This window comes from Oceanicella sp. SM1341, from assembly GCF_003448965.1.
In the GTDB taxonomy this organism is placed as follows: domain Bacteria; phylum Pseudomonadota; class Alphaproteobacteria; order Rhodobacterales; family Rhodobacteraceae; genus Paroceanicella.
The window spans coordinates 110,346-133,246 of record NZ_QRGC01000009.1 but is presented as its reverse complement, the minus strand read 5'-3'; the positions used below and the strand labels follow the sequence as shown (position 1 = coordinate 133,246).

Here is a 22,901-nt window from a genome sequence, read left to right as displayed (position 1 = left end):
ACATCCGGCAATACACGGCGGTTGACATGCCGTCCAATGATGATCCACAAAGCATCAAACAGTCTGATGGTCAACCTATCAGACCAGTTGCAGGCCAAGGGCCCGCGCCGAACCCGCTCCCGGGAGGAGAGGGCGGCCCGGGCAGGCGGCCGCCGCGGCCCGGCGCGGGGCGCGCAAGACCCGACCACCCCGGCTCCGGCCGGCAAGCAACCCGAACCTTCAGGGGAGGAAAACCTGATGAGATCCCGCATTCTCGGCGCCCTTGCGGCCGCCGGCTTCGCCACCGCCCTCGCCCCGGCCGCCCTGGCCGAGGACATCGCCATCGCCCTGCACGTCGACCCCTCGCACGAGATGTTCGACGTGGGCCGCAAGCTCAAGGAGCTGATCGAGGAGCGCTCCGACGGCGAGTTCACCGTCACCCTGCTCGGCACCGAGGTGGGCGGCGAGCGCGACCACCTGGAGGGCGCGAGCTTCGGCGAGTACCAGATCGCCCTCGGCGGCTCGATGCCCATGTCCCTCTACGCGCCGAAATTCGCCGCCTCCGACCTGCCCTTCGTCTACGCCTCCACCGAGGAGGCGCGGAAGGTCTACGAGGGCGAGATGGGCGACGCGGTGAACGAGGCCCTGGTCGCCTCGGCCAACCTGCGCCTCGTCGGACTGTCGAAGCGCAACCCGCGCAACCTCACCTCCAAGGAGCCGGTCACCACCCCGGCCGACGTCGAGGGCGTGCGCATGCGCGTGCCCGAGATCGCGCCCTGGGTGAAGATCTGGTCCGAGATCGGTGCCCTGCCCTCTCCCATCGCCTGGCCGGAGGTCTACACCTCGCTGCAGACCGGCGTCATCGACATGCAGGAGAACCCGGTGGGCTACATCCACGCCGGCAAGCTCTACGAGGTGCAGAACTACGTCGACAAGACCGAGCACGTGTACTCGTTCTTCCACTGGCTGATGAACAACGACTTCTACGAGGGCCTGTCGGAGGAAGACCGCGAGATGGTGCAGGGCGCCATCGACGAGGCCATCGCCTGGGGTGACGAGCTCACCGAGACGTCCCAGTCCGAGCTCTACGCCGAGCTGGAGGCCCAGGGCATGGAAGTGATCGAGCCCGATGTCGCCGCCTTCCGCGCCAAGGCCGCCCCCGCGGTGCGCGAGATTGCCGAGGGCTTCGACCCCGCCGTGCGCGACTACGTGCTCTCCTTCATCGACTGATCGGGGCAGCGCCGGGCGGGGGTGGCCGCAGGCCGCCCCTGCCCCGGGACCGGCTCCGCGGTCTCCCCCCGCCCGCGGGGGGAGGCCCGGTCCGGGACCGTCCCCCGGGAAGGCTCCCGCCCCGCCCGCCTGTGCCCGCCCGCCTGCGCCTGCCCGCCTTTGCCCGCCCGCATGCGCCTGCCCTCGCGGTGCCTGCCCGGAAGCTGCCCGCCGGCCCGGGCTCCCGCGCGCCGGTCGCGCCGCGGTGCCCGGCACCGCCCCCGCCATCAAGAGAACGGACCCCGCATCATGACCGCCTCCCGCACGCCGGACGCACCGGCCCCGTGGACCCGGCTCGCCTCCGGCTTCTGGGGCATCGTCGAGGTCGTCACCATCGTGAGCTTCTTCGCCATGCTGGCGATCATGTTCATCCAGGTGATGTCGCGCTACGCCCTGGGCATCGGCGTGCCCTGGACGGACGAGGCCTCGCGCTTCCTCTACATCGCCGAGATCTTCCTCGGCGCCGCCATCGCGCAGCGCTACGGCGCCCAGATCCGCATCACCGTGCTGCTCGACGTGCTGCCGCCCCGCGCCGCCGCCGTGCTCGAGGCGATCAGCGACGTGATCACCCTCGTGGTCTGCGCCGCCCTCGTGATCGGCGCCTGGGGCATGATGGAGCGCACCGCCAATGTCGCCGCCAGCACCCTGCCGATGCCCTTCGCCTGGCTCTACTTCGTGCAGGGCCTGGGCGTGGTGCTGCTCGGCCTGCTCGTGCTGCGTGACCTCGCCGCGAAGCTCGGCCTCGTTTCCCCGCAGACCCGGAGCCTCTGAGAATGATCCTCTTCGCCACCCTCTTCGGCTCGCTGCTCATCCTGCTCTTCGTCGGCGTGCCCGTCGGCTTCGCGATGATCGGCGCCTCCTCCGCGGTGCTGCTCTACACCCGCGGCCTCGAGGGCCTGCCGCTCGACATGATCGCGCAGCGCACCCTCTACGGCGTGAACAGCTTCACCCTGCTCGCCATCCCGGCCTTCCTGCTCATCGGCCGGCTGATGAACGCCTCCGGCATCTCGGACCGGGTGTTCGACGTGGCCCGCTCCCTCGTGGGCCACATGCGCGGCGGCCTGGGCCATGTGAACGTGGTCTCCTCCATGCTCTTTGCCGGAATGTCCGGCTCGGCGGTGGCCGATGCCGGCGGCCTCGGCCCGGTGCAGATGAAGGCGATGGAGAAGGACGGCTACGACCGCGGCTTCTCCGCCGCCGTCACCGCCGCCTCGGCCACCATCGGCCCGATCATCCCGCCCTCCATCCCGGCGGTGATCTACGGCGCGCTGGCCAATGTCTCCATCGCCGAGGTGTTCCTCGGCTCCATCGTGCCCGGCCTGCTCATGGGCCTCGGCCTGATGGCGCTGGTCGCGGTCATCTCCATCCGCCGGGGCTACCCGGTGGCGGCGCGCGCCTCCCTGGCCCAGATCGCCCGGGCCTTCGCCCGCGGCATCCTGCCCATGCTCACCCCGGTGATCATCGTGGCCGGCATCCTCTCGGGGCTCTTCACCCCCACCGAGGCCTCGGCCGTCGCACTGGTCTACTGCATGGCGGTGGCCTTCCTGGTCTACCGCACCGTCTCCCTGCGCGAGTTCTGGCAGATCCTGAAGGAGACCGCGGTCGACACCGCGGCGCTGCTGATCATCATCGCGGGCTCGGCGCTCTATTCCTGGGTGCTGGCGCGCTACCAGGTGACCAGCGACATCACCTCCTTCCTGGCGGAGACGGTGTCCAACCCCTGGGTGTTGCTCATCCTGCTCAACATCTTCATCCTCATCGTCGGCTGCTTCATCGACTCGGTGCCCGCCCTGTTCCTGCTCACCCCCATCCTGGTGCCGCTGGTGCAGAGCTACGGCATCGACCCGGTGCATTTCGGCGTGATGATGATCTTCAACCTGATGATCGGGCTGGTGACGCCCCCGGTGGGCACGGTGCTCTTCACCGTGCAGAAGGTGGCCAACATCCCCTTCGGCGCGCTGATCCGCGAGATCATGCCCTTCTACGTCCCGCTTTTCCTGATGCTGCTCGTGATCACCTTCGTGCCCTGGGTGGTGCGGGTCGTCCCCGACCTGCTGCTGCGCTGATGGCCATGCACGAGCGAAACACCCCGATGGGAGGATTCTGATGTCGGTACTCATCTTCGGCGGCCTCGGCCATGTCGGCTCCTGGGTCGCGCATGACCTGGCCCGCCAGGGCAAGAAGGTCGTCATCTTCGACATGGACGCCGGCCGCTTCGACCAGCTCGGCCTCGACTATCTCGAGGAGGTGCGCGACAACCTCGTGCTCGAGGCGGTCGACGTGCTCGACACCCACACGATGTTCGAGCGCGTGCGCGCCCATGCAGACGAAGCCGAGGCGATCATCTTCGGTGTCGCCGTCATCGCCGGCCCCACCTTCAAGCTGCGCCCGTTCAGGAACATCTCGATCAACACCACGGGCCTGCTGAACGCGCTGGAAGTGGCGCGGGTGTTCAACATCCCGAAGTTCGTCAACCTCTCCTCCGGCGCGGTCTACGGCGACCAGCCGGGCGGCCAGACCGAGGAGACGCCGATCAAGGTCACCGACCTCTACGGCGCCACCAAGGTGGCCAACGAGGTGCTGGCCCTGCAATACGGCGAAACCTACGGCATGGACGTGCGCAACGCCCGGCTCTACTTCGTCTACGGCCCCGGCAAGCGCCCCTCGCGCATGCACGCGCTCTACCAGGCGATGTTCGGCCCGCTGGAGGGCCTCTCGGGCGTGGCCTCGCCCAACGGCGGCGACCAGGCGCTGGACTGGACCCATGTCGCCGACACCGCCCAGGGCGTGGTCAAGCTGCTGCAGGCCGACGGCATGGCCGGCGAGAACGTGAACATCTCCTGCGGCGTCGCCTACCGCCACCCGGAGATCGTGGAGCGGGTGACGAAGCTCCTCGGCCATGACAGCGGCATGACGCTCGGGCCCGGCTCCTTCGTGCCGCGCGGCGCGCCGCTCGACATCTCCAAGGCGCAGCGGCTCATCGGCTTCCAGCCGCGCTTCGCCGACATCGACGCAGGCCTCGCCGACTACCGCGCCTGGCTGGCCCGCTTCGCCAACCAGGCCGCCTGAGCCGGCCCGGGGCGCCGCACCACGCGCGGCGCCCCTTCCTTCCCCCGCCACAAGCGCGTCGCCCTGCTCCTGGCCCCCTGACACTGGCCGCACGCGCGGCACTCTGTCCCCAGCCACCGCAAGCGCGGCGCCCTGCCCCTTGCCCCGCACCATGCGCGGCGCGCCGGCCTTGCCAGCCGCAAGCGCGGCGCACCGGGCCAGCCCGCGCGCGCCTGTTGACAGCTGTCAACTCCGGGCGCCGCTGGTCAGCCGCCCGGCGCGCGCCATATGCAGGGGCCGGGGCGCAACGCCTTGGCCCTGGCCTGCGTTCACCTCCCGACAGCCTTTGCCACCAGCATCGTGACGCGCCGCCTCTCGCCGTCGCGCGTCAGCCAGAGACAAGGACCGGACAGCATGACGCCACCAGACGCTCCCGGCGCGGCCACGCGCTCGCCGCTCACCCTCACCGTCAACGGCAGCCGCCACGCCCTCGAGGTGGACAACCGCACCACCCTTCTCGACCTGCTGCGCGAGAGCCTGCACCTCACCGGCTCCAAGAAGGGCTGCGACCATGGCCAGTGCGGCGCCTGCACCGTCCTGGTGAACGGCACCCGCATCAACGCCTGCCTCACGCTCGCGGTGATGCACGAGGGCGACGAGGTGACCACCATCGAGGGGCTCGGCACGGCAGAGGCGCCCGGCGCCATGCAGGCGGCCTTCGTGAAGCACGACGGCTACCAGTGCGGCTACTGCACCCCGGGGCAGATCTGCTCCGCCACCGCGGTGCTGGAGGAGATCCGCGCCGGCATCCCCAGCCATGTCGCCGACGACCCGGCCGCGGCGCCGCGCATCACCGCCGAGGAGATCCGCGAGCGGATGAGCGGCAACATCTGCCGCTGCGGCGCCTATTCCAACATCCTCGCCGCCATCGCCGAGGTCGCGGAGGAGCGGGCCTAGCAGGCCTTTTTTGGCCCGGCACCGCGGCGCAGGACGCGCACCGGGGCGGCCCCCCGGGCGCGCGTCCCGCTCAGGCGGGTTGCAGGGCCTCGTGCAGCAGGGCGCCCATGCGGCGGATGCCCTCCTCGATGGTCTCGCCATCGGCGGCCGAGAAGCTCAGGCGCAGGGTGTTGCCGCCCGTGGCGTCGGGGAAGAAGGCCCGGCCAGGCACGAAGGCCACCTTGTGGCCGCTCACCGCGCGGGCCAGCAGCGCGGCGCCGTCCAGCGGCTCGGGCACCGTGACCCAGACGAACATGCCGCCCTCCGGCTCGGTCCAGCTCACGCCGGCGGGCATGTGCCGCTCCAGCGCCGCCAGCATCCGGTCGCGCCGGGCGCGGTAGGCGGCGCGGGCGCGGGTGACCTGGGCCTCGAACCCGGCCTCGGCCACCCGGTGCACCGCCATCTGGTTCAGCGTGGCGGAATGCAGGTCCGCCGCCTGTTTCAGCAGCACCAGCCGCGAGATCAGCGAGGATTCGGCGCAGACCCAGCCCACCCGCAGCCCCGGCGAGAGCGTCTTGGAGAACGAGCCGCAATAGACCGTGCGGCAGGCCTCGATGCTGCCCTTGCGCGCGATCTCCAGCGCCAGCATGGGCGGGATCGCCTCACCGTCGTAGCGCAGGTCCTGGTAGGCGGCATCCTCGATCACCGCGAGGTCCAGCGTGTCGGCAAGCGCGAGCACCGCCTCGCGGCCGGCGCGGTCGATCGTCTCGCCGGTGGGGTTGGCGAAATCGGCGGAGAGATAGGCGAATTTCGCCCGGCCGCCGGCCTCGCGCGCCGCCGCCGCGATGTCCTCGGCCGAGCGGTTGGCCCGCGGCAGCAGCCGGTCGTAGCGCGGCTCGTAGGCGTTGAAGGCGCCGAGCGCGCCGAGATAGGTGGGCCAGGTCACCAGCGCCGTGTCGCCGGGGGTGAGGAAGATCTTGCCCAGGTAGTCGAGCGCCTGCTGCGAGCCTGAGGTGATCAGGATGTTCTCCGGCCCGCAGGGCACGCCGAGGGCCGCCATGCGCGCCGCCAGCCAGCGGCGCAGCGGCAGGTAGCCCTCGCTCACCGAGTATTGCAGCGCCGTGGTGGCGTCCGGCCCGGAGAAGATGTCGTGGAAGGCCGTCTTGAAGTCATCGGCCGGGAACAGCGCCGGGTCGGGGATGCCGCCGGCGAAGGAGATGATGTCCGGCTGGTCCAGCAGCTTGAGAAGTTCGCGGATCTCGGATGCCTTCATCCGCCCCGCACGCCGCGCCAGAATGTCCTGCCAGTTCATCATGTCCTCCTTGCGCCCCGAGGGGGGCGGTTTGCGGACCGGACATTACGCCCGCGCCCCGACACGCGCAATCTAATTGCGTCAACGCGCCGTCCCGCGCACGTTCATTCGGATATGCGCCCGGTGCAGGGCTGTTTCGGGAAAGAGGCACCCCGGCGCAGGGCTCCGCCGGCTGCGGCGGGCGGTCGCAGGGCATGGCGCTGCCGCCCGCCCCGGGGAGGGCAGGCGGCGCATCCGGTCGTGACGGACGGGATCAGGCGCGCAGGGCGGCGGTGGCCTCGGCGTCCACGCTGCGGCCGGAGATGGCGACACCGTAGCTCTCCCGCGCGGTCTCCTCGGAGATCAGCCCGTCGAGCACGTCGTCGAGCACCGCGGCGGGGTCGCGCTCGAACGGGTTGCCGTAGCCGCCGCCGGCCGGGCCGAAGGCCACGAAGCTCTCGCCCGCCTTCGCGGCGCGGTAGGAGACCTTGGAGGGCAGGTCGGTGAAGCCGCCGTCCGCCGCCGCGATGCCGAGGCGCGAGGTGCCGCCTTCCGCGCCGCCGAGGAAGCCCCAGGGCGCGTAGCGATGGCCCTCGCCCTCCACCGAGCCGCCGCCGTTCTCGAGGAACTCGAAGGCCCGCACCGAGCCGAAGCCGCCGCGCCAGCGCCCGGCCCCGGCCACGCCCTCGCGCAGCTCGTAGCGGGTGACGCGCAGCGGCAGGTGGGTCTCGATGTCCTCGATCGGGTTGTTGCGGGTGTTGGCGTAGAGCGTGTCGACCGCGTCCATGCCGTCCATGCCCTCGCGGCCGCCGTAGGAGCCCTCGAAGATCTCCATGTGCACCCAGTGGCTCTCGCCCTGCAGGCCCGAGAAGGCGATGACCTTGAGGTTGCCGATACCGGCCGAGACCTGGCCCGGCACCGCCTGCGCCAGCGCCTTCATCACCGTGTCGGCGAGCTGGTTGCCCCCGGTGAAGCGGGCGATGACCGGCGCGGGGAAGCTGGGGTTGGCGAGGCAACCCTTCGGCGCGCGGATGGTCACAGGCCGGGTGAGGCCGGAGTTCTGCGGGATCACGCCATGCACTGCCGAATCGAGCAGGATGGAGCGCAGGGTGAGCCAGATGGCGATGTCCGTGGTGCCGGTGAAGGGCATGTTGATCGGCCGGTCGGAGACCTGCGGCGAGGTGCCGGTGAGATCCACGTCGATGCTGTCGCCCGCCACGGTGAGGGTGACGGCGAGGGTGAGATCGGAGCGCTCCGGATCGCCCTCGAACCCGTCGAGCATGGTGGTGGCGCGGTAGACACCGTCGGGCACCGCGGCGATGGCCCGGCGCATCAGCGTCTCGGAATGGTCCATCAGCGCGTCGATGGCCGCGGTCACCCGGGCGGGCCCGTGTTCGGCGAGCAGGGCGCGGAAGCGCTCGGCGCCGATCTCGCAGGCGGCGATCTGGGCCTCCATGTCGCCCACCACCAGCTTGGGCGCGCGCACGTTGTCACGCAGGATCTGCCAGACGGCGGCGTTGCGCCGGCCGCCCTCCACCACCTTGATCGCCTTGAACTGCAGGCCCTCGGCATAGACGTCGATCGCGTCGACGATGCCGGCGCTGCCGGGCGTCTGGGCGCCCACGTCGAGGTGATGGGCGGTGGTGGCGGAGAAGCCGGCGAGCTCCCCCTCCCAGAACACCGGCACGAGGAAGGCGATGTCCGGCCCGTGGCTGGCGCCGCCGTAGGGGTCGTTGTGCATGATCACGTCGCCGGGCGCGATGGTCTCGCCGCGCTCGGCGAGCACCTTCAGCACGTTCTCCACGTAGCCGGCGATGGGGCCGGACTGCAGCGGGGTGGACTGCATGGACTCGGCGATCTGCCGGCCGGTGGCGTCGGTGAGCGCGGCGCCGAAATCCTCCGACTCGCGGATGATCGAGGAATAGGACATGCGCATGAGCTTGTAGCCCATCTCGATGGCGATGCTCTGCAGCGCGCCCTGGATGACGCTGGCGCTCACGGGGTCGATGCGCGGGGTCTCGGGCATGGCTCAGTCCTTTCCGCCGACCTGGATGAGGAGGTTGCCGCCCGGGTCGGCGACCATGCTGTCCTGCGGGCGCAGGATGGAGGTGGTGTCCTTCTGCACGATGATCGCGGGGCCGGCGATGCGCTCGCCCAGCGGCAGGCTGCCGCGCAGGTAGACCGGGGTTTCCAGCGTCTCGAGCCCGGTGGCCATGCGGAAGGTGCAGGGCCGGTGGCCGAGCAGCGCCGCCTTCAGGCTGCCGCCCTGCCCCACCGCCGGGCGGCCGAGCACCGGCATGCGGCCCGCAGCACTCACCCGCAGGTTCACGATCTCGATCGGGTTGCCGGGGTTGATGCGGCCGTACTCGGCCCGGTGCAGGCCGGTGAAGACCTCGAAGAGGGCCTCCATCGCCGCGGCGTCGAGCGGGCCGGCGGGGATCGCCACGCGCAGCTCGTAGCCCTGGCCCACGTAGCGCACGTCGCCCGAGCGCTCGAAGGCGGTATCGGCCTCGGCGAAACCGTCGGCGGCGAGGCGGGCGGCGAGCTCGGCCTGCATGGCGTCGAGCGTGGCGGTGGCGCGGGCGGCCGCCCCTTCCGCGTCGAGGCTGGAGAGGAAGGCGGTGCGCACGAGGTCGTATTTCATGTCGGTCGCCACCAGCCCCATGGCCGAGGTGATGCCCGGCGCCGGCGGCACGATCACCTCCGGGATGTCGAGCATCGCGGCCACGTCCACCGCCTGCAGCGGCCCGCCGCCGCCGAAGGCGACGAGGGCGAAGCTGCGCGGGTCGAGCCCCTTCTGCACGGTGCGCGAGCGCACGAGATTGGCCATGTTGGCGTTGACCAGGGTGAGGATGCCCTCCGCCGTCTCGAGCCGGGAGAGGCCGAGCTCGGCGGCGAGCCCGTCGATCACCCGCCCGGCGGCGTCCACGTCGAGGCTCATCGCGCCGCCGAGGAAATTTCCCGCGTCGAGCCGGCCGAGCACCACGTTGGCATCCGTCACCGTGGGCTTCGTGCCGCCGCGGCGGTAGGCGGCGGGGCCGGGCACCGCGCCCGCGGAGCGCGGGCCGACGCGGAAGGCGCCGCCCGCGTCGAGATGCGCGATGGAGCCGCCGCCGGCGCCGATGGTGTGGATGTCGATCATCGGCACCATGAGCGGGAAGCCGGCGATGGAGGTGTCGCGCGCCGAGGCCTCGGCGAAGGCGCCGTCACGCACGATGCCGATATCGGCCGAGGTGCCGCCCACGTCGAAGGTGATCAGGCTGTCGCGCCCGGAGAGCGCCCCGGCCCAGGCCCCGCCGATGATGCCGGCCGCGGGGCCCGACAGCAGGGTCATCACCGGCAGCTCGCAGACCATCCGCGCCGTGGCGACACCGCCGTTCGAGCCCATGATGTGCAGGTCGGCCGTGAGGCCGTTCTCCGCCAGCCGCTCCTCCAGCCGGCTCACGTAGCGGCGCACCTTCGGGCCGATGAAGGCGTTCATCGCCGTGGTGGTGAAACGCTCGAACTCGCGGAACTGCGGCGAGACCTCGGCGGAGGTGGTCACGAACACCTCCGGGTATTCCTCCAGCACGATCTCGCGGGCGCGCTGCTCATGCGCGGGGTCGAGGTAGGAGAACAGGAAGCAGATGGCGATGGCCTCCACGCCTTCCTCGCGCAGCTCGCGCGCGGCGGCGCGCACGCCCGCCTCGTCGAGCGGCACCAGCACCCGGCCCTCGGGCGGGGCCATGCGGCCGGCCACCACCTTGCGGTGGCGGCGTTTCACCAGCGGGCGGTCCTGCCAGGGCACTTCCTGGCGGATGGAATAGTGCTGCGGGCGCTGGTGGCGGCCGATGTGCAGGATGTCGCGGTAGCCCTCGTTGGTGATCAGGCCGGTGAGGGCGCCGTCATGCTCGAGGATGGCGTTGGTGGCGGTGGTGGTGCCGTGCAGCACCCGGTCCACGCTCTCGCGCGCCACGCCGGCAAGCTCGCAGAGCTCGAGGATGCCGTTCAGCACCGCCTCCGAGGGGTCGTGCGGGGTGGTGGGCACCTTGTGGATGGTGAGCGCGCCGCTCTCGGTCTCCACGCAGACGAGGTCGGTGAAGGTGCCGCCGACATCGACTCCGATCAGCCTCATGCCTCTGCCTCCGCCTCGCCTGCGGGGGCGGGCGCGGCCGCGCGGGCCTTCGCGAAGGGCAGCGCGTGGGGCATCACCTCGTCGGCCGGGCGGCCGGCCCAGTCGTACTTGTGCACCTGGGCTGCGGAGCGGGCCTGCGCCTCCTCCACCCGGGCGAGGGCGGCCTCGCGGTCGAGCCCGGTGACCTTGCCGGCCGAGACCACCTGCCGGCCGTCGACGTAGACATCGCGGATCGGCCGGTCACCGGCGGAGAAGATCAGGCTGCGCAGCGGGTCGCGCACCGGCCGCATGGCGGGGTGCATGAGGTCGACGAGCACGATGTCGGCCTTGGCCCCGGGGGCGAGCCGGCCGATGTCGTCGCGCCCCAGCGCCTTCGCGCCGCCCACGGTGGCGGCCTCGAAGACCATCTGCGCCGTCGGGCCCTTGGAATTGCCCGACACGGTGCGGCCCACGTAGATGGCGTTGCGCATCTCCTCCACGAAGTTGTGCGGGAAGGTGTCGGTGCCGATCCCCATGTTCACGCCCGCGGCGCGGTATTCGGCGAAATGGCGCAGCGAGATGCCGCGGCGCACGAAGACGGTGGGGCAATGCGCCACCGTGGTGCCGCTCTCGGCCAGCAGGCCAAGGTCGTTTCGGGTGCTCCAGGCCACCCATTCGTGGTGGTCCATGAAGATGCCGTGGCCGATGGTGAGGTCGGGGCCGAGCAGGCCGAGATCGCCCAGCCAGCCGGCCGGCGTGCGGCCGTGGCGGCGCATGATCTCGTTGAACTCCACCACGCTCTGCGAGGCGTGGATCTGGATGGGCATGTTGCGGGCGCGCGCCTCGGCGGCGGCGTCGCGCAAGAGCTCCTCCGAGCAGGTGTCGATCTGGGCGGGGGAGACCACGCCGTCGAGCCGGCCGGAGGGGTGGGCGCGCGCCTCGTCGACCACGGCGAGCGCCTTCTCCAGCCGCGAACGGCCCTGCGGCTCGTCGAACTCGTATTCCACCGAGTGGCCGTTGCGCGTGAACCAGCGGCCGGAGCGGAACATGGGTGCCGCAAAGCCGCGGATGCCGCTGCGCGCCATGGTGTCGAGCCAGCCCTCGTGCGGCACGGAGATGTCGCACAGCGAGGTGACGCCGCTCAGCAGCAGCTCGGAGAGGGCGACCTCGTTGGAGGCGCGCATGCCGTCCTCGTCGAGCTCGAAGAGGAAGAGGAACTCGTAGAGCGAGCTCTGGTAGAAGTTCGGGCTGCCGACCTCGTCGGTCAGGCCCTTGAGCATGGTCTCGAACGTGGGATGGGCGTGCAGGTCGACGAAACCGGGCATCACCAGGCGCTCGCGGGCGTCGACCTCGTGCTCGAAAGCGCCCTCGTAGCGACCGCCCACCTGCAGCACGCGGTCGCCGCGGAAGGCCACGTCGCCGCCCTGCATGTACTCGTGGCGCGCCTCGGCGGCATTCCAGCTGATGATCCAGCCGCAGTCGCGCAGCACGGTGGTTTCGGCCTGCATGGTGACCTCCTTGTTGGTCAGGCCCCGCCCTCAGCCCAGCTCGAGGCCGACGAAACGGGTGAACTCTTCGACATGGTCGAGGAAGGCGTCGACCAGCCGGCCCGCCTCCTCCGCGTTTCCTGCGATGACCGCGTCGGCGATCTCGATGTGGTAGCCGGTGATCTCCTGCGGGTCGAACCGGGTCTGGCGCTGGTAGTTCGCCAGCCAGAAGCGCCGCGACAGGGCGTAGAGCGGCGTGATGGCGCCGAGGAACGGGTTTGCCGAGGCCAGCAGCAGCCGGTCCATGAAGGCGCGGTCGAGCCGCAGGATCGGCACGTGGTCGGGCTGGCCCTTCATGCGGCGGAACTCGGCCACCATCCCGGAGATCACCTCGACATCCTCGGCCGAGCGGCGCAGGGCGGCGCGGCGCACGATGACGCTTTCCAGCGCCCGGCGGGCCTCGAGCACGCGCAGCTGGGTGCGCAGGTCGATCTCGCAGACCACCATGCCCCGCCGCGGCCGGGTGACGAGGATGCCGTCGGAGGCGAGCCGCAGCAGCGCCTCGCGCACCGGGGTGCGGCCGATCTCCAGCCGCTCGGTGAGCGAGGGCTCGGACACCCAGGCCCCGGGCCTGAGCTCCATGGTCACGATCATGTCCTCGATCAGCCGGTAGGCCTGGTCGGCCAGGCTCTCGCCGGGGGGCGGGGCAATGCGGGTGTCGGTCATGCGAATGGCCTCAGCGTGGGGGCGGACAGGATGTCGAGCGCCGCCGGGCCATCACCCATGCGGCTCCATACCCTTTGCGCTGCCCTGCGCGCTGCTGCAACCACCGTGGCTTCCTGCAGTTGCGTCAGTCTGCGCTCACGCATCACCCATGTGCCGTCCACCATCACGTGGCGCAGATCTTCCGGCTCGGCCGAATGCACCAGAAGGCGTACCGGGTCGCGGCTCGGCGTGGTGGAGAACCCGTCGAGCCGCCAGACGGTGAGATCGGCCTTCGCCCCCGGCGCGATGCGGCCGAGATCGCTGCGCCCCAGCGCCCGGGCGGGCGCGAGGGTGGCCGCGTCGAACATCTGGCCCGCGGTGGCGCGGCGGCTGTCGCGCTCCACCGTCTTGGCCAGAACGGCGCCGTATTGCATCTGTTTGAGCAGGCTCTGGGGCGCGGTGTCGGAGCCCAGGCACATGGTCACGCCCGCGTCGAGGTAGCGCGCGAAGCTCTCCATCACGTAGCCGCGCCGGGCGAACACCCAGGGGCAGTGCGCCACGGAGGCGCCGTGGGCGGCGAGGATCTCGAGGTCGCGCCCCGGGTAGTTGAGCCAGGAATGCCCGGCGGTGAAGATGACATGGCCCAGCATGCAGCGCTCGGAGAGGAAGCCCTGCGCCTCCAGCCACTCGATGGGGGTCATCCCCTCGCGCGAAACCATCTCGCGGAACTCGAACACCGCCTCGGAGGTGTGCAGGGCGACGGGGCAGTCCCGCGCCTCGGCCTCGGCGCGCGTGGCGGCGAGCAGCGCGGGCGAGACCATCGCCACCTGCATGGGCGAGAGGTAGCCGCGGATGCGGCCGTTCGCCCGGCCGTCCACCCTGTCGATGAAGGCGCAGGCGTCGTGGAAGCCGTCGAACCCGTCGTCCTCCTTCCAGTCGATCACCATGCGCCGGCCGTCCGGCGTGCGCCATTTCGCCGAGCCGTAGCCCTGCGCGACATAGGCGCGGATGCCGGCGCGCTCGGCGGTGTCGGCCACGTGGTCGCCCTGCCAGCCGATCTCCATCACCGTGGTGGTGCCGGAGCGGATGAGCTCGGCCACGGAGAAATCGGCCATTGCCCGCTCGTCCTCCGGGCGCATGGCACGGGTCATGGCGGGCAGCAGCTCGGCGAGCGAGGTGAACCAGAACTGCGGCTTGCCGGTGTCCTCGACCGTGGTGCGGTCGAGCGGCGCGGAGGTGAGATGGGCGTGGCTGTCGATGAAGCCGGGCGCGATGAACGCGGGCCCGAAATCATGCCGCTCCACGTCCTCGCCGAGGTCGACCGGCGGGCCGACATAGACCACCCGGTCCCCTTCCGTGATCACGCAGCCGCCGCGCAGGTGGCGGTGCTCGCCATGCTGGAAGGCGATGATCTCCTCGGCGAAGAGCGCGCGGCGGCTCATGCGCCGCGCTCCGCCGCCCGGGCCTGCAGCCGGCCGGCCACGAAGAACAGCGCCACCGAGAGCACGATCTCCAGCGTGGAGACGGCGGCGATGGTGGGGTCGATCTCGTTGCGCATGCTCTCCCACATCCGCGCCGGGAGGGTGACATGGCCCGGCGCGGTGATGAACAGCGCCACGATCAGCTCGTCGAAGGAGGTGATGAAGGCGAAGAGCCCGCCGGCGAACACGCCGGGCCGGATGAGCGGGAAGGTGACGAGGCGGAAGGTGGTCCAGGTGCCGGCGCCGAGGTTCTGCGCCGCCTGCTCCAGCCGCGTGTCGAACCCGTGCAGCACGGCGGAGACGTTCACCACCACGAAAGGCACCGCGAGCGCCGTATGCGCCACCGCGATGGCGACCGGCGAGCCGACGATGCCGAGCCGGGCGTAGAAGAAATACACCGCGATCGCCACGATGATGCCCGGCACGATCAGCGGCGAGAGCAGGAAGGCCACCACCAGCTTCTGCCCCGGGAACCGCCCGCGCACCACGCCGAAGGCCGCCGCCGTGCCCAGCACGGTGGCCAGCACCGTCACCAGCGCCGCCACCCAGAGGCTGAGCCAGGTCGCCTCCAGCCAGTCGGCGCGGGAGAGGAACTTCTCGTACCATTGCAGGCTGAGGCTCTCGGGCGGGAAGGTGAGGAAGCTCGAGCCGGAGAAGGAGATCGGGATGATCACGAACACCGGGAACACGAGGAACACCACCACCGCGAGGGCGAGAAGCCCCAGCAGGGCGCGGCCGGCGCGGCCGCTCGACATCACCAGAGGGGGGGCTGCGCTCATCGTCCGGCTCCCATCACGCGGTCGAGGCTGAGCAGGCGGCTGAAGGCGGCCACGATCAGCAGGGTGACCACCAGCAGCACCGCGGCATAGGCGGAGGCGAGGTCCCAGTTGTAGAGGTCGACCTCCTGCGCGATGAGCATGGAGGCCATCAGGTCTCCCGGGCCGCCGAGCAGCGCGGGCGTCACGTAGAAGCCGAGGCAGAGGATGAACACCACCAGCACCCCGGCGAACACCCCCGGCAGCGACAGCGGCAGGATGACGAAGCGCAGCACCGAGAGCGCGCCGGCGCCGAGGTTTTCCGCCGCCCAGACCAGCCGGCCGTCGATGCCCTTCATCGTGGCATAGATCGGCAGCACCATGAAGGGCAGCAGGATGTGGATCATGCCCACGTAGACCGCGAAGGAGGTGTTGAGCAGGCGCATCGGTGTCTCGATCAGCCCCAGCCCGATCAGCGCCTCGTTCACCATGCCCTGCCGGCCCAGCAGCACCATCCAGGCATAGGAGCGCACGAGGATCGAGCTCCAGAACGGGATCATCACCGCCGCCAGCAGCAGGCGCGACAGCCATGGCGGCGCGATGGCGGTGAAGAGCGCCAGCGGGTAGCCCAGCACCAGGGTGGCGAGGGTGGTGATCACCGCCACCTTGAGCGTGATCCAGAACACCTGCGCCGCCACACCGCTGGTGAGGGCCGCCTGCACCGGCGCGAAGTCGAGCGCGGGCCCGGAGGCGCGCGAGAGCATCATCAGCACCGGCACGAGGTAGAACACCGCGAGGAAGGCGAGGAGCGGCAGCACCAGCAGGCCGGGCTTGCGCCAGGCGGCACCCGCGCGGCGCGGCGGGGCTGCGGCCATCGGCTCGGCGAGCGCGCTCATGCCACCGCCCGCCCGTCGACGAAGAAGCGCATCGCGCCCGGCGCCCAGGAGGCGGTGACCGCCTCGCCCGGGGCGAAGCCGGCCTGCGTCTCGCGCAGCGGGTGGCGCACGGAGAGGGCGGTGCCGTCGGGCAGCGCCAGCTCGTAGCGGCGGTAGTCGCCCACGAAGGTGGAGGCGGTGACGGTGGCGGGCACGGCCAGCGCCTCGCCGAAGGCCGGCGCGCCGGCGGGGGCGAGGGAGATACGCTCGGGGCGGATGGCGCATTCCACCGCCTCGCCGGCCCGCACGGCGCGCGGCAGCGGCACCGGGGTGGGGCCGAAGAGCGCGCGGCCATCCCCCTCGGCCCGGGCGGCGACGATGTTGGACTCGCCGAAGAACCCGGCCACGTAGGTGTCCGCCGGGCGGTCGTAGAGGGTCTCCGGGCTGTCGGTCTGCAGGATGCGGCCGTCGCGCATGATGCAGATGCGGTCCGACATGGTGAGCGCCTCCTCCTGGTCGTGCGTGACGTAGAGCACGGTGAGGCCGAGGCGGGCCTGGATGCGCTTGATCTCGGTCTGCAGATGCGCGCGCAGGTGCTTGTCGAGCGCGCCCAGCGGCTCGTCCATCAGCAGCACCGGCGGCTCGAAGACGATGGCGCGCGCCAGCGCCACGCGCTGCTGCTGCCCGCCCGAGAGCTGGCGCGGGTAGCGCCCGCCCAGCCCCTCGAGCCCGACGATGGAGAGCACCCGCGCCACCGCCTCGCCCTTGGCCGCGGCGGTCGCCTTGCGCATGCGCAGCGGGAAGGCGATGTTCTCCGCCACGGTCATGTGCGGGAAGAGCGCGTAGCTCTGGAACACCATGCCCACGTTGCGCGCCGCGGGGGCGACATGGGTGATCTGCCGGCCGCCGACGCGGATCTCGCCCGAGCTGGGCATCTGGAAGCCCGCCAGCATCATCAGCGTGGTGGTCTTGCCCGAGCCGGAGGCGCCGAGCAGGGTGAGGAACTCGCCGGCGGCGACATCGATGTCCACGCGGTCGACCGCGAGCGCGTCGCCGTAGCGCTTGCTCACCTGGTCGAACTGCACGGCAGCTCCGAGGGGGGCACCAAGGGGGCCGGGGGTGGGTTCGGTCATCGGGGGCCTCCGGTGTGCGAGCCGCTGCCGGCCCGGTTGGTCTTCGTCATCGCGGTACTCACGCGAGGCCGGCTGCGTCATGCACCACGCGGCCGCCGAGCAGGGTGGCGTGCACGCGGGTCTCGCCCAGCTCCTCGGCCGGGATGGCGAGGGGGTCGCGGTCGAGCACGCAGAGATCGGCGAGCTTGCCGGGCGCGAGGCTGCCCTTGAGGTGCTCCTCGCGGCCCGCCCAGGCGCCCAGCGTGGTGTAGGTGGCCAGCGCCTCCTCCACCGTGATGGCCTGCGAAGCGTCGAGATCGGCGCCGCCGGAGCTGCGCCGGTTCACCAGCGCCGCCATGCCGCGGAACGGGTTCGCGTCGCACACCGGGTTGTCGGAATGGCAGGGCGCGGGCACGCCGGCGTCGATCAGCGCGCGCAGCGGCCAGAGATGCTTCATCTCCTCCGCCCCGCGCGCGGCGAGATGCGCGTCGCCCAGATCATGCGCGAAGCCGCTGGCCGAGGAGGCGACCACCCCGAGCCGCGCGAGCCGCGCCACCAGGTCGGGCGGCACGGCGCAGCAATGCTCCACGCGCATGCGGTGGTCGGGGCGCGGCGTGTCCTCCAGCAGGGCCTCGAAGATGTCGAGGGTGAACTCCACGCCGCGGTCGCCCATGCCGTCGAGGCAGACGGTGAGCCCGGCGCGGTGGGCGGGCAGCGCGAGGGCGATGAGCTCGTCACGCGCGAAGAGGAGCTCGCCGTTGTGCCCCTGCCCCTCGCCCTCGCCGAAGGGGCGCTGGTAGGGGGCGCGATACGCCGCGGTGCGCCCGGAGGTGGAGCCGTCGGCCACCCATTCCACGCCGATGAGGCGGATCCACTCATCCCCGAAGCCCGAGCGCAGCCCGGAGCGGATGAGCCCGGCGACCAACTCCGGCTCGCGCCCCGAGGCGATGAGGCCGATGCGCATGTGAAGCGTGCCCTCCGCCCGCATGCGCTGGTAGGCGCCGATGCCCTGCGAGGTGGTGAGGCTGTTGTGCAGCGAGGTGATGCCGAAGGCCGAGTAGCCGGCGAGCACGGTGCCGAGGCCGGCGTGGAAATCCGCCTCGGTGTAGCCGCGCTGCACGTGCTCGATGAGCAGGTGCGCGGCGCGGGCGCGCAGGAGGCCGGTGGGGGCGCCGAAGGCGTCGCGCTCGATGCGGCCATGCGGGGGGTCGGCCGCCTCGGCGGTGAAGCCGAGGGCGGCGAGGGCGGCGGAGCTCGCCACCCCCATCAGCGCGTCGCGGCGGTAGAGGAACACCGGGCGGCCGCCGCCGGCGGCGTCGAGCTCGGCCCGGCCGGGGTAGCCGCCCATGCGCGTGTCGTCGAAATTGTAGGCCAGCACCCAGTCGCCCGCCGGGCGGCCGGCGGCGGCGGCGCGCACCGCCTCGAGCAGGGCCTCGCGGCCCGCCGGCGCCGCGGCGCCGAGGTCGAGCCAGCGGCCGATGCGCGCGCCCAGCATGTCCGGGTGGCAATGGCTGTCGATGAGCCCGGGCAGCACCGTGGCGCCGGCGCAGTCGATCTCCCGCGCGCCGGGCGCCAGCGCCCGGATCTCGGCGGTCGAGCCCAGGGCGGCGATGCGCCCCTCGCGGATGGCCAGCGCCCCGGCCCGGTGGCCGGGGGCCTGCATGGTGATGATGTTCGCGCCGGTGACGATGGTGTCGACCGGGGCCGTGTCGAGCGGCATCCGGGAAGCTCCCGCCTGGGGTAAGGGGTCATCCCCCGGAGGCGCAGTCAGGCAGCCCTGCGCCTCCGGGGTGTTGGCCGCCGCGCACGCCCAGGGAGAGCAGTGCGCACGGCGGCATCACGCGGCCCGGCTCAGCCGAGCATCATGGCGTTGAACTTCTCGATCACCTCGGGCCGGTTCGCCGCCCACCACTCGTGCTGGTAGGGCACCATGCGCGAGAGGTTGGCCGGGGCGGTGGGCAGGTTCGCCAGCACGTCGGCCGGGATGTACTGCTCCGAGTCCACGTTGGTGAAGCCGTAGGGCAGCAGCATCGAGTAGCGCGCCTGCGCGATGGCCGAGGAGGAGAAGGCGACGAACTTCTGCGCGTTCGAGAGGTTCGGGCAGCCCTTGGGCAGCAGCCAGGCGTTGTTCACCAGCATGCCGCCGTCCCACAGGATCTCGAGCGGCGCGCCCTCCTGCTGGGCGGCGAAGACGCGGCCGTTCCAGGCGGTGACCATCGGCGCCTCGTTGTCGAGCAGCATCTGCATCGGCTGGGCGCCGGCCTCCCACCACTTGATCACCGAGGGCTTGATGCGCTCGAGCGCGGCGATGGCCCGGTCGATGTCGATCGGGTAGGCGTCTGCCGGGTCGACCCCGTCGGCAATCAGCGCGCCGACCAGCTCGGGGATGTTGCCCTTCGTCGCGATGGGCATGGAGCGGCCGCCGGGGAATTTCTCGGTGTCCCAGAAATCGGCGAAGCCCTTCGGCGCCTCCGACCAGGCATCGGTGCGATAGGCGATCATCTGGGCATAGGGCACGATGTCGAGCCCGTGGGAGGAGCGGTAGTTCTCCGTCACGCCGTCCTCGACGAGCCCGTAGTCGATCGGCTCGAGGTAATCGCCCTGCTTCAGCAGCTCGAGCATGGTGCCGCGGCCGATCTGGCAGACGTCCCAGGCCACGGTGCCGGTGTCGACCATGGCCTTGAGCTTCGCGGGGTCGGGGCCCACGGCCTCCACCACCTTGATGCCGCAGAGCTTCTCGAAGGGCTCGAACCAGGCCTTGCGCTGCATGTCGGTGCCGATGCCGCCCCAGGTGACGACAACCACCTCGCCCTCGCCCTTCCACTCTTCGGGAACGGAGTCGAACTGCGGCAGGTCGGCCTCCTGCGCGAAGCCGCGCAGCGGCAGGGAGGCAGCGGCGAGGCCGGCGGCGGCCCCGCCCATGAGGGTGAGGAACTCGCGCCGCGAGGCGGGCGGCACCATCACCGAGGCGCGCAGGCGGCGGATCATCTCGCGCTGGCTGGCGGTCTTCTTGTCCATGAATGTCTCTCCACTGTCGGACCCGGGAGCTTCGCCCCTCTCGCAGCCGCCGATTCCGGCTGCTGCAGTTGCGAACACTGTGCTGTGCCTGTGGATATTTTCATATACTTTTTTTGCGTATACGTAGATTTTTTAATTCGCCGAGCCCTGTCAACGGCTTGGCGGGCGACCGTCCAAATGCAAGGCACCGCGCCCGGGGGGCGCGGTGCGGCAGTCTCTCGCGATGTGAGCGGGTGTCAGGCCGGCTGGCCGGCCTCCGCGCGGCGCGCCGCCCGGGCGGCGAGCCGGGCGCGGATCTTCTCCACGTCGGTCACCGGGGTCGCGGCGAAGAGGGTGCGGGTGTAGGGGTGCTGCGGGTCGGCGAAGATTGCGTCGCGCGTGTTGTGCTCCACCACCTCGCCCGCGTACATCACCATCACCTCGTCGGCGATGTAGCGCACCACCGAGAGGTCGTGGCTGATGAAGACGTACGTCAGCTCGAACTCCTCCTGCAGGTCGGCGAGCAGGTTCAGCACCTGGGCCTGCACCGAGAGATCGAGGGCCGAGACCGGCTCGTCGAGCACCAGCAGCCTCGGGTTCACCATCAGCGCGCGGGCGATGGCGATGCGCTGGCGCTGGCCGCCGGAGAACATGTGCGGGTAGCGGTTGAAGTGCTCGGGCTTCAGCCCGACCTTCACCAGCATCTTCATCGCGAGGTCGCGCCGCTCCGCCGCCGAATGCGAGGTGTTGAGCACGAGCTGTTCCATCAGCACGTCGCCGACCTTCTGGCGCGGGTTGAGCGAGCCGTAGGGGTTCTGGAACACGATCTGCACCTTGCGGCGCATCTCGCGGGTGAGCTTCTGGCTGCCGATGTCGATGCGGGTGCCGTCGAGGTAGAGCTCGCCCTCGGTGGCGGGGTCGATCAGGGTGATGATGCGGCCCAGGGTGGACTTGCCGCAGCCGCTCTCTCCCACCACGGCGAGGGTCTTGCCCTTTTCCACCGAGAAGCTCACGCCCTTGAGCGCCCGCACGGTCTTGGCGCGGGAGAACAGGCCGCCGCCACCCACGTAATCGCGGATGATGCCGCGGCCCTCGAGAACCGGGGTGCTCATCGGATGCCCCCTTCGCCGATCAGGTCGGCCACGGTCTGCAGCCGGTCGCCGGTGGCATGCTCCGGCAGGGCGGCGAGCAGCGCGCGGGTGTAGGGGTTCTGCGGGGTCTCGAACAGGGTCAGCACGTCGGCCTCCTCCATCTTGCGGCCCTGGTACTGCACGATCACCCGGTCGGCGGTCTCGGCCACCACGCCCATGTCATGGGTGATCATGATCAGCGCCATGCCGTGCTTTTCCTGCAGCTCGACCAGCAGGTCGAGGATCTGCTTCTGGATGGTGACGTCGAGCGCCGTGGTCGGCTCGTCGGCGATGAGCAGCCGGGGGTTGCAGGCGATGGCCATGGCGATCATCACGCGCTGGCACTGGCCGCCGGACATCTGGTGCGGGAAGGCCGAAAGCCGGCTCTCCGGCTCCGGAATGCCCACGGCGCGGAACAGCTCCACCGCGCGGGCCCGCCGCTCGGCCCGGCCGAGGCCCAGATGCGCCTTGAGCACCTCCTCCACCTGGAAGCCCACGGTGAAGCAGGGGTTGAGCGAGGCGATCGGCTCCTGGAAGATCATCGAGATCTCCTTGCCGATGATGCGCCGGCGCTCGGCGCCGCTCATGCCCAGCAGGTCGGTGCCGGCATAGCGCATCACGTCGGCGGTCACGGTGGCGGTCTTGGGCAGCAGGCCCATCACCGCCAGCATGGACACCGACTTGCCCGATCCGCTCTCGCCCACGATGGCGAGCACCTCGCGCGGGCTCACGGCGAGATCGACGCCGTTGACCGCGAGGAAGGGGCCGGTGCTGGTCTCGAAGGAGACCGTGAGGTTGCGGATCTCGAGAAGCGGTTCGCTCATGGCTCAGCTCCGCTTCAGGCGCGGGTCGAGCGCGTCGCGCAGCCCGTCCCCCACGAGGTTGATGGCAAGCACGGTGATCAGGATGGCGAGACCGGGGAAGGTCACCACCCACCAGGCGCGCAGGATGAACTCGCGCGCCTCGGCCAGCATGGTGCCCCATTCCGGCGTGGGCGGCTGCGCGCCCATGCCGAGGAAGCCGAGGGCGGCCGCGTCGAGCACCGCGTTGGAGAAGGAGAGCGTGCCCTGCACGATCAGCGGCGCGAGGCAGTTGGGCAGGATGGTGCGGAACATCAGCCGCAGCTTGCCCGCACCCGCCACGCGCGCCGCCATCACGTATTCGCGGTTGCGCTCCGACATCACCGCAGCCCGGGTGAGGCGGGCGAAATGCGGCTGCAGCACGAGGGCGATGGCGATCATCGCGTTGGTGAGGCCGGGGCCGAGGATGGCCACCAGCACCAGCGCGAGCAGCAGCGAGGGGAAGGCGAGGATCACGTCCATCACCCGCATGATCACCGTGTCGACCCAGCCGCCGAAGAAGCCGGCGACGAGCCCGATCACGATGCCGCCCACCAGCGCGATGGTCACCACCACCACGCCGATGAACAGCGATTGCTGCGCGCCGTAGATCAGGCGCGAGAGGATGTCGCGGCCCACCGCGTCGGTGCCGAGCAGGAAGGAGGTCGAGCCCCCCTCCTCCCAGAACGGCGGGGTGAGCAGCGCATCGCGGTACTGCTGGGTGGGGTCGTGCGGGGCGATGATCGGGGCGGCGACCGCCAGGACCACCAGCACCGCGAACACCACGAGCCCGATCAGCGCGCCGCGGTTTTCCCGGAAGTAGAACCAGAACTCGGCAAAGGCGGCGGCGCGCCCGGCGCCGGCGTTCTGGGGTTCGATTTCGGTGACTTCTGACATGGCCGCC

Annotated in this window: 19 protein-coding genes; 5 read left to right on the top strand and 14 right to left on the bottom strand. The window is 71.1% G+C overall.

The window, feature by feature from the left end; all coding sequences use genetic code 11:
• The first annotated feature begins 237 nt into the window (after positions 1-237).
• The 5 genes from D3P35_RS10750 (at position 238) to paoA (ending at position 5,253) form a co-directional block, all read left to right on the top strand.
• Positions 238-1,209, top strand: coding sequence for a TRAP transporter substrate-binding protein (locus D3P35_RS10750; protein WP_118134730.1), 972 nt, complete (start codon positions 238-240; stop codon positions 1,207-1,209).
• Positions 1,210-1,497: 288 nt separating this feature from the next.
• Complete coding sequence (locus D3P35_RS10745; protein ID WP_118134729.1) at positions 1,498-2,019, top strand: TRAP transporter small permease; 522 nt, start codon at positions 1,498-1,500, stop codon at positions 2,017-2,019.
• A gap of 2 nt (positions 2,020-2,021) precedes the next feature.
• On the top strand, positions 2,022-3,314 hold the full coding sequence (locus tag D3P35_RS10740; RefSeq protein WP_118134728.1) for a TRAP transporter large permease: 1,293 nt from the start codon (positions 2,022-2,024) through the stop codon (positions 3,312-3,314).
• Between the two features lie 40 nt (positions 3,315-3,354).
• Complete coding sequence (locus D3P35_RS10735) at positions 3,355-4,317, top strand: NAD(P)-dependent oxidoreductase (protein WP_118134727.1); 963 nt, start codon at positions 3,355-3,357, stop codon at positions 4,315-4,317.
• Positions 4,318-4,710: 393 nt separating this feature from the next.
• Positions 4,711-5,253 (top strand): aldehyde dehydrogenase iron-sulfur subunit PaoA, encoded by a 543-nt coding sequence (paoA, locus tag D3P35_RS10730; protein WP_118134726.1) that lies wholly within the window; start codon positions 4,711-4,713, stop codon positions 5,251-5,253.
• A 70-nt stretch (positions 5,254-5,323) separates the two neighbouring features.
• Here the strand turns inward: paoA and D3P35_RS10725 are convergent, their stop codons facing one another.
• From D3P35_RS10725 to D3P35_RS10660, 14 genes are all read right to left on the bottom strand, one after another.
• Positions 5,324-6,544 carry a PLP-dependent aminotransferase family protein gene (locus tag D3P35_RS10725; protein ID WP_198670559.1) on the bottom strand — a complete coding sequence of 407 codons (1,221 nt, stop codon included), beginning with the start codon at positions 6,542-6,544 and terminating at the stop codon, positions 5,324-5,326.
• 253 nt (positions 6,545-6,797) lie between these two features.
• Positions 6,798-8,549, bottom strand: a complete 1,752-nt coding sequence (locus D3P35_RS10720) for a hydantoinase B/oxoprolinase family protein (protein ID WP_118134724.1) — start codon at positions 8,547-8,549, stop codon at positions 6,798-6,800.
• A gap of 3 nt (positions 8,550-8,552) precedes the next feature.
• Entirely contained in the window at positions 8,553-10,637 is a 2,085-nt protein-coding gene (locus D3P35_RS10715) for a hydantoinase/oxoprolinase family protein (RefSeq protein ID WP_118134723.1), read from the bottom strand.
• On the bottom strand, positions 10,634-12,124 hold the full coding sequence (locus D3P35_RS10710; protein WP_118134722.1) for an amidohydrolase family protein: 1,491 nt from the start codon (positions 12,122-12,124) through the stop codon (positions 10,634-10,636). Before D3P35_RS10710 ends, D3P35_RS10715 begins: the two co-directional genes overlap by 4 nt.
• Positions 12,125-12,154: 30 nt before the next feature.
• Positions 12,155-12,829, bottom strand: coding sequence for a GntR family transcriptional regulator (locus D3P35_RS10705; protein WP_118134721.1), 675 nt, complete (start codon positions 12,827-12,829; stop codon positions 12,155-12,157).
• Entirely contained in the window at positions 12,826-14,250 is a 1,425-nt protein-coding gene (locus tag D3P35_RS10700; protein ID WP_118134720.1) for an amidohydrolase family protein, read from the bottom strand. The genes D3P35_RS10705 and D3P35_RS10700 overlap by 4 nt, the downstream gene beginning before the upstream one ends.
• Entirely contained in the window at positions 14,247-15,068 is an 822-nt protein-coding gene (locus D3P35_RS10695; RefSeq protein WP_198670558.1) for an ABC transporter permease, read from the bottom strand. The genes D3P35_RS10700 and D3P35_RS10695 overlap by 4 nt, the downstream gene beginning before the upstream one ends.
• Positions 15,065-15,940 carry an ABC transporter permease gene (locus tag D3P35_RS10690; RefSeq protein ID WP_198670557.1) on the bottom strand — a complete coding sequence of 292 codons (876 nt, stop codon included), beginning with the start codon at positions 15,938-15,940 and terminating at the stop codon, positions 15,065-15,067. The genes D3P35_RS10695 and D3P35_RS10690 overlap by 4 nt, the downstream gene beginning before the upstream one ends.
• The gene (locus D3P35_RS10685) at positions 15,937-17,052 is read right to left on the bottom strand and encodes an ABC transporter ATP-binding protein (protein ID WP_118134718.1); all 1,116 of its coding nucleotides are present in this window, start codon (positions 17,050-17,052) and stop codon (positions 15,937-15,939) included. The genes D3P35_RS10690 and D3P35_RS10685 overlap by 4 nt, the downstream gene beginning before the upstream one ends.
• Positions 17,053-17,110: 58 nt before the next feature.
• On the bottom strand, positions 17,111-18,751 hold the full coding sequence (locus D3P35_RS10680; protein WP_118134717.1) for an amidohydrolase: 1,641 nt from the start codon (positions 18,749-18,751) through the stop codon (positions 17,111-17,113).
• A 131-nt stretch (positions 18,752-18,882) separates the two neighbouring features.
• Positions 18,883-20,049, bottom strand: a complete 1,167-nt coding sequence (locus tag D3P35_RS10675; protein WP_118134716.1) for an ABC transporter substrate-binding protein — start codon at positions 20,047-20,049, stop codon at positions 18,883-18,885.
• A gap of 236 nt (positions 20,050-20,285) precedes the next feature.
• Complete coding sequence (locus tag D3P35_RS10670; protein ID WP_118134715.1) at positions 20,286-21,140, bottom strand: ABC transporter ATP-binding protein; 855 nt, start codon at positions 21,138-21,140, stop codon at positions 20,286-20,288.
• Positions 21,137-21,982 (bottom strand): ABC transporter ATP-binding protein, encoded by an 846-nt coding sequence (locus D3P35_RS10665; RefSeq protein ID WP_118134714.1) that lies wholly within the window; start codon positions 21,980-21,982, stop codon positions 21,137-21,139. The genes D3P35_RS10670 and D3P35_RS10665 overlap by 4 nt, the downstream gene beginning before the upstream one ends.
• 3 nt (positions 21,983-21,985) lie before the next feature.
• The gene (locus D3P35_RS10660) at positions 21,986-22,894 is read right to left on the bottom strand and encodes an ABC transporter permease subunit (protein ID WP_118134713.1); all 909 of its coding nucleotides are present in this window, start codon (positions 22,892-22,894) and stop codon (positions 21,986-21,988) included.
• Between the last annotated feature and the right edge of the window lie 7 nt (positions 22,895-22,901).

What these genes read in the sequence shown, in the direction of transcription:
- D3P35_RS10660 (WP_118134713.1), bottom strand. Translation starts at nt 22,894, where the DNA reads ATGTCAGAAGTCACCGAAATCGAACCCCAGAACGCCGGCGCCGGGCGC.
- D3P35_RS10705 (WP_118134721.1), bottom strand. Translation starts at nt 12,829, where the DNA reads ATGACCGACACCCGCATTGCCCCGCCCCCCGGCGAGAGCCTGGCCGAC.
- D3P35_RS10670 (WP_118134715.1), bottom strand. Translation starts at nt 21,140, where the DNA reads ATGAGCACCCCGGTTCTCGAGGGCCGCGGCATCATCCGCGATTACGTG.
- D3P35_RS10695 (WP_198670558.1), bottom strand. Translation starts at nt 15,068, where the DNA reads ATGAGCGCAGCCCCCCCTCTGGTGATGTCGAGCGGCCGCGCCGGCCGC.
- D3P35_RS10700 (WP_118134720.1), bottom strand. Translation starts at nt 14,250, where the DNA reads ATGAGCCGCCGCGCGCTCTTCGCCGAGGAGATCATCGCCTTCCAGCAT.
- D3P35_RS10675 (WP_118134716.1), bottom strand. Translation starts at nt 20,049, where the DNA reads ATGGACAAGAAGACCGCCAGCCAGCGCGAGATGATCCGCCGCCTGCGC.
- D3P35_RS10725 (WP_198670559.1), bottom strand. Translation starts at nt 6,544, where the DNA reads ATGAACTGGCAGGACATTCTGGCGCGGCGTGCGGGGCGGATGAAGGCA.
- D3P35_RS10710 (WP_118134722.1), bottom strand. Translation starts at nt 12,124, where the DNA reads ATGCAGGCCGAAACCACCGTGCTGCGCGACTGCGGCTGGATCATCAGC.
- D3P35_RS10665 (WP_118134714.1), bottom strand. Translation starts at nt 21,982, where the DNA reads ATGAGCGAACCGCTTCTCGAGATCCGCAACCTCACGGTCTCCTTCGAG.
- D3P35_RS10715 (WP_118134723.1), bottom strand. Translation starts at nt 10,637, where the DNA reads ATGAGGCTGATCGGAGTCGATGTCGGCGGCACCTTCACCGACCTCGTC.
- D3P35_RS10680 (WP_118134717.1), bottom strand. Translation starts at nt 18,751, where the DNA reads ATGCCGCTCGACACGGCCCCGGTCGACACCATCGTCACCGGCGCGAAC.
- D3P35_RS10750 (WP_118134730.1), top strand. Translation starts at nt 238, where the DNA reads ATGAGATCCCGCATTCTCGGCGCCCTTGCGGCCGCCGGCTTCGCCACC.
- D3P35_RS10685 (WP_118134718.1), bottom strand. Translation starts at nt 17,052, where the DNA reads ATGACCGAACCCACCCCCGGCCCCCTTGGTGCCCCCCTCGGAGCTGCC.
- D3P35_RS10745 (WP_118134729.1), top strand. Translation starts at nt 1,498, where the DNA reads ATGACCGCCTCCCGCACGCCGGACGCACCGGCCCCGTGGACCCGGCTC.
- D3P35_RS10720 (WP_118134724.1), bottom strand. Translation starts at nt 8,549, where the DNA reads ATGCCCGAGACCCCGCGCATCGACCCCGTGAGCGCCAGCGTCATCCAG.
- D3P35_RS10735 (WP_118134727.1), top strand. Translation starts at nt 3,355, where the DNA reads ATGTCGGTACTCATCTTCGGCGGCCTCGGCCATGTCGGCTCCTGGGTC.
- D3P35_RS10690 (WP_198670557.1), bottom strand. Translation starts at nt 15,940, where the DNA reads ATGAGCGCGCTCGCCGAGCCGATGGCCGCAGCCCCGCCGCGCCGCGCG.
- paoA (WP_118134726.1), top strand. Translation starts at nt 4,711, where the DNA reads ATGACGCCACCAGACGCTCCCGGCGCGGCCACGCGCTCGCCGCTCACC.
- D3P35_RS10740 (WP_118134728.1), top strand. Translation starts at nt 2,022, where the DNA reads ATGATCCTCTTCGCCACCCTCTTCGGCTCGCTGCTCATCCTGCTCTTC.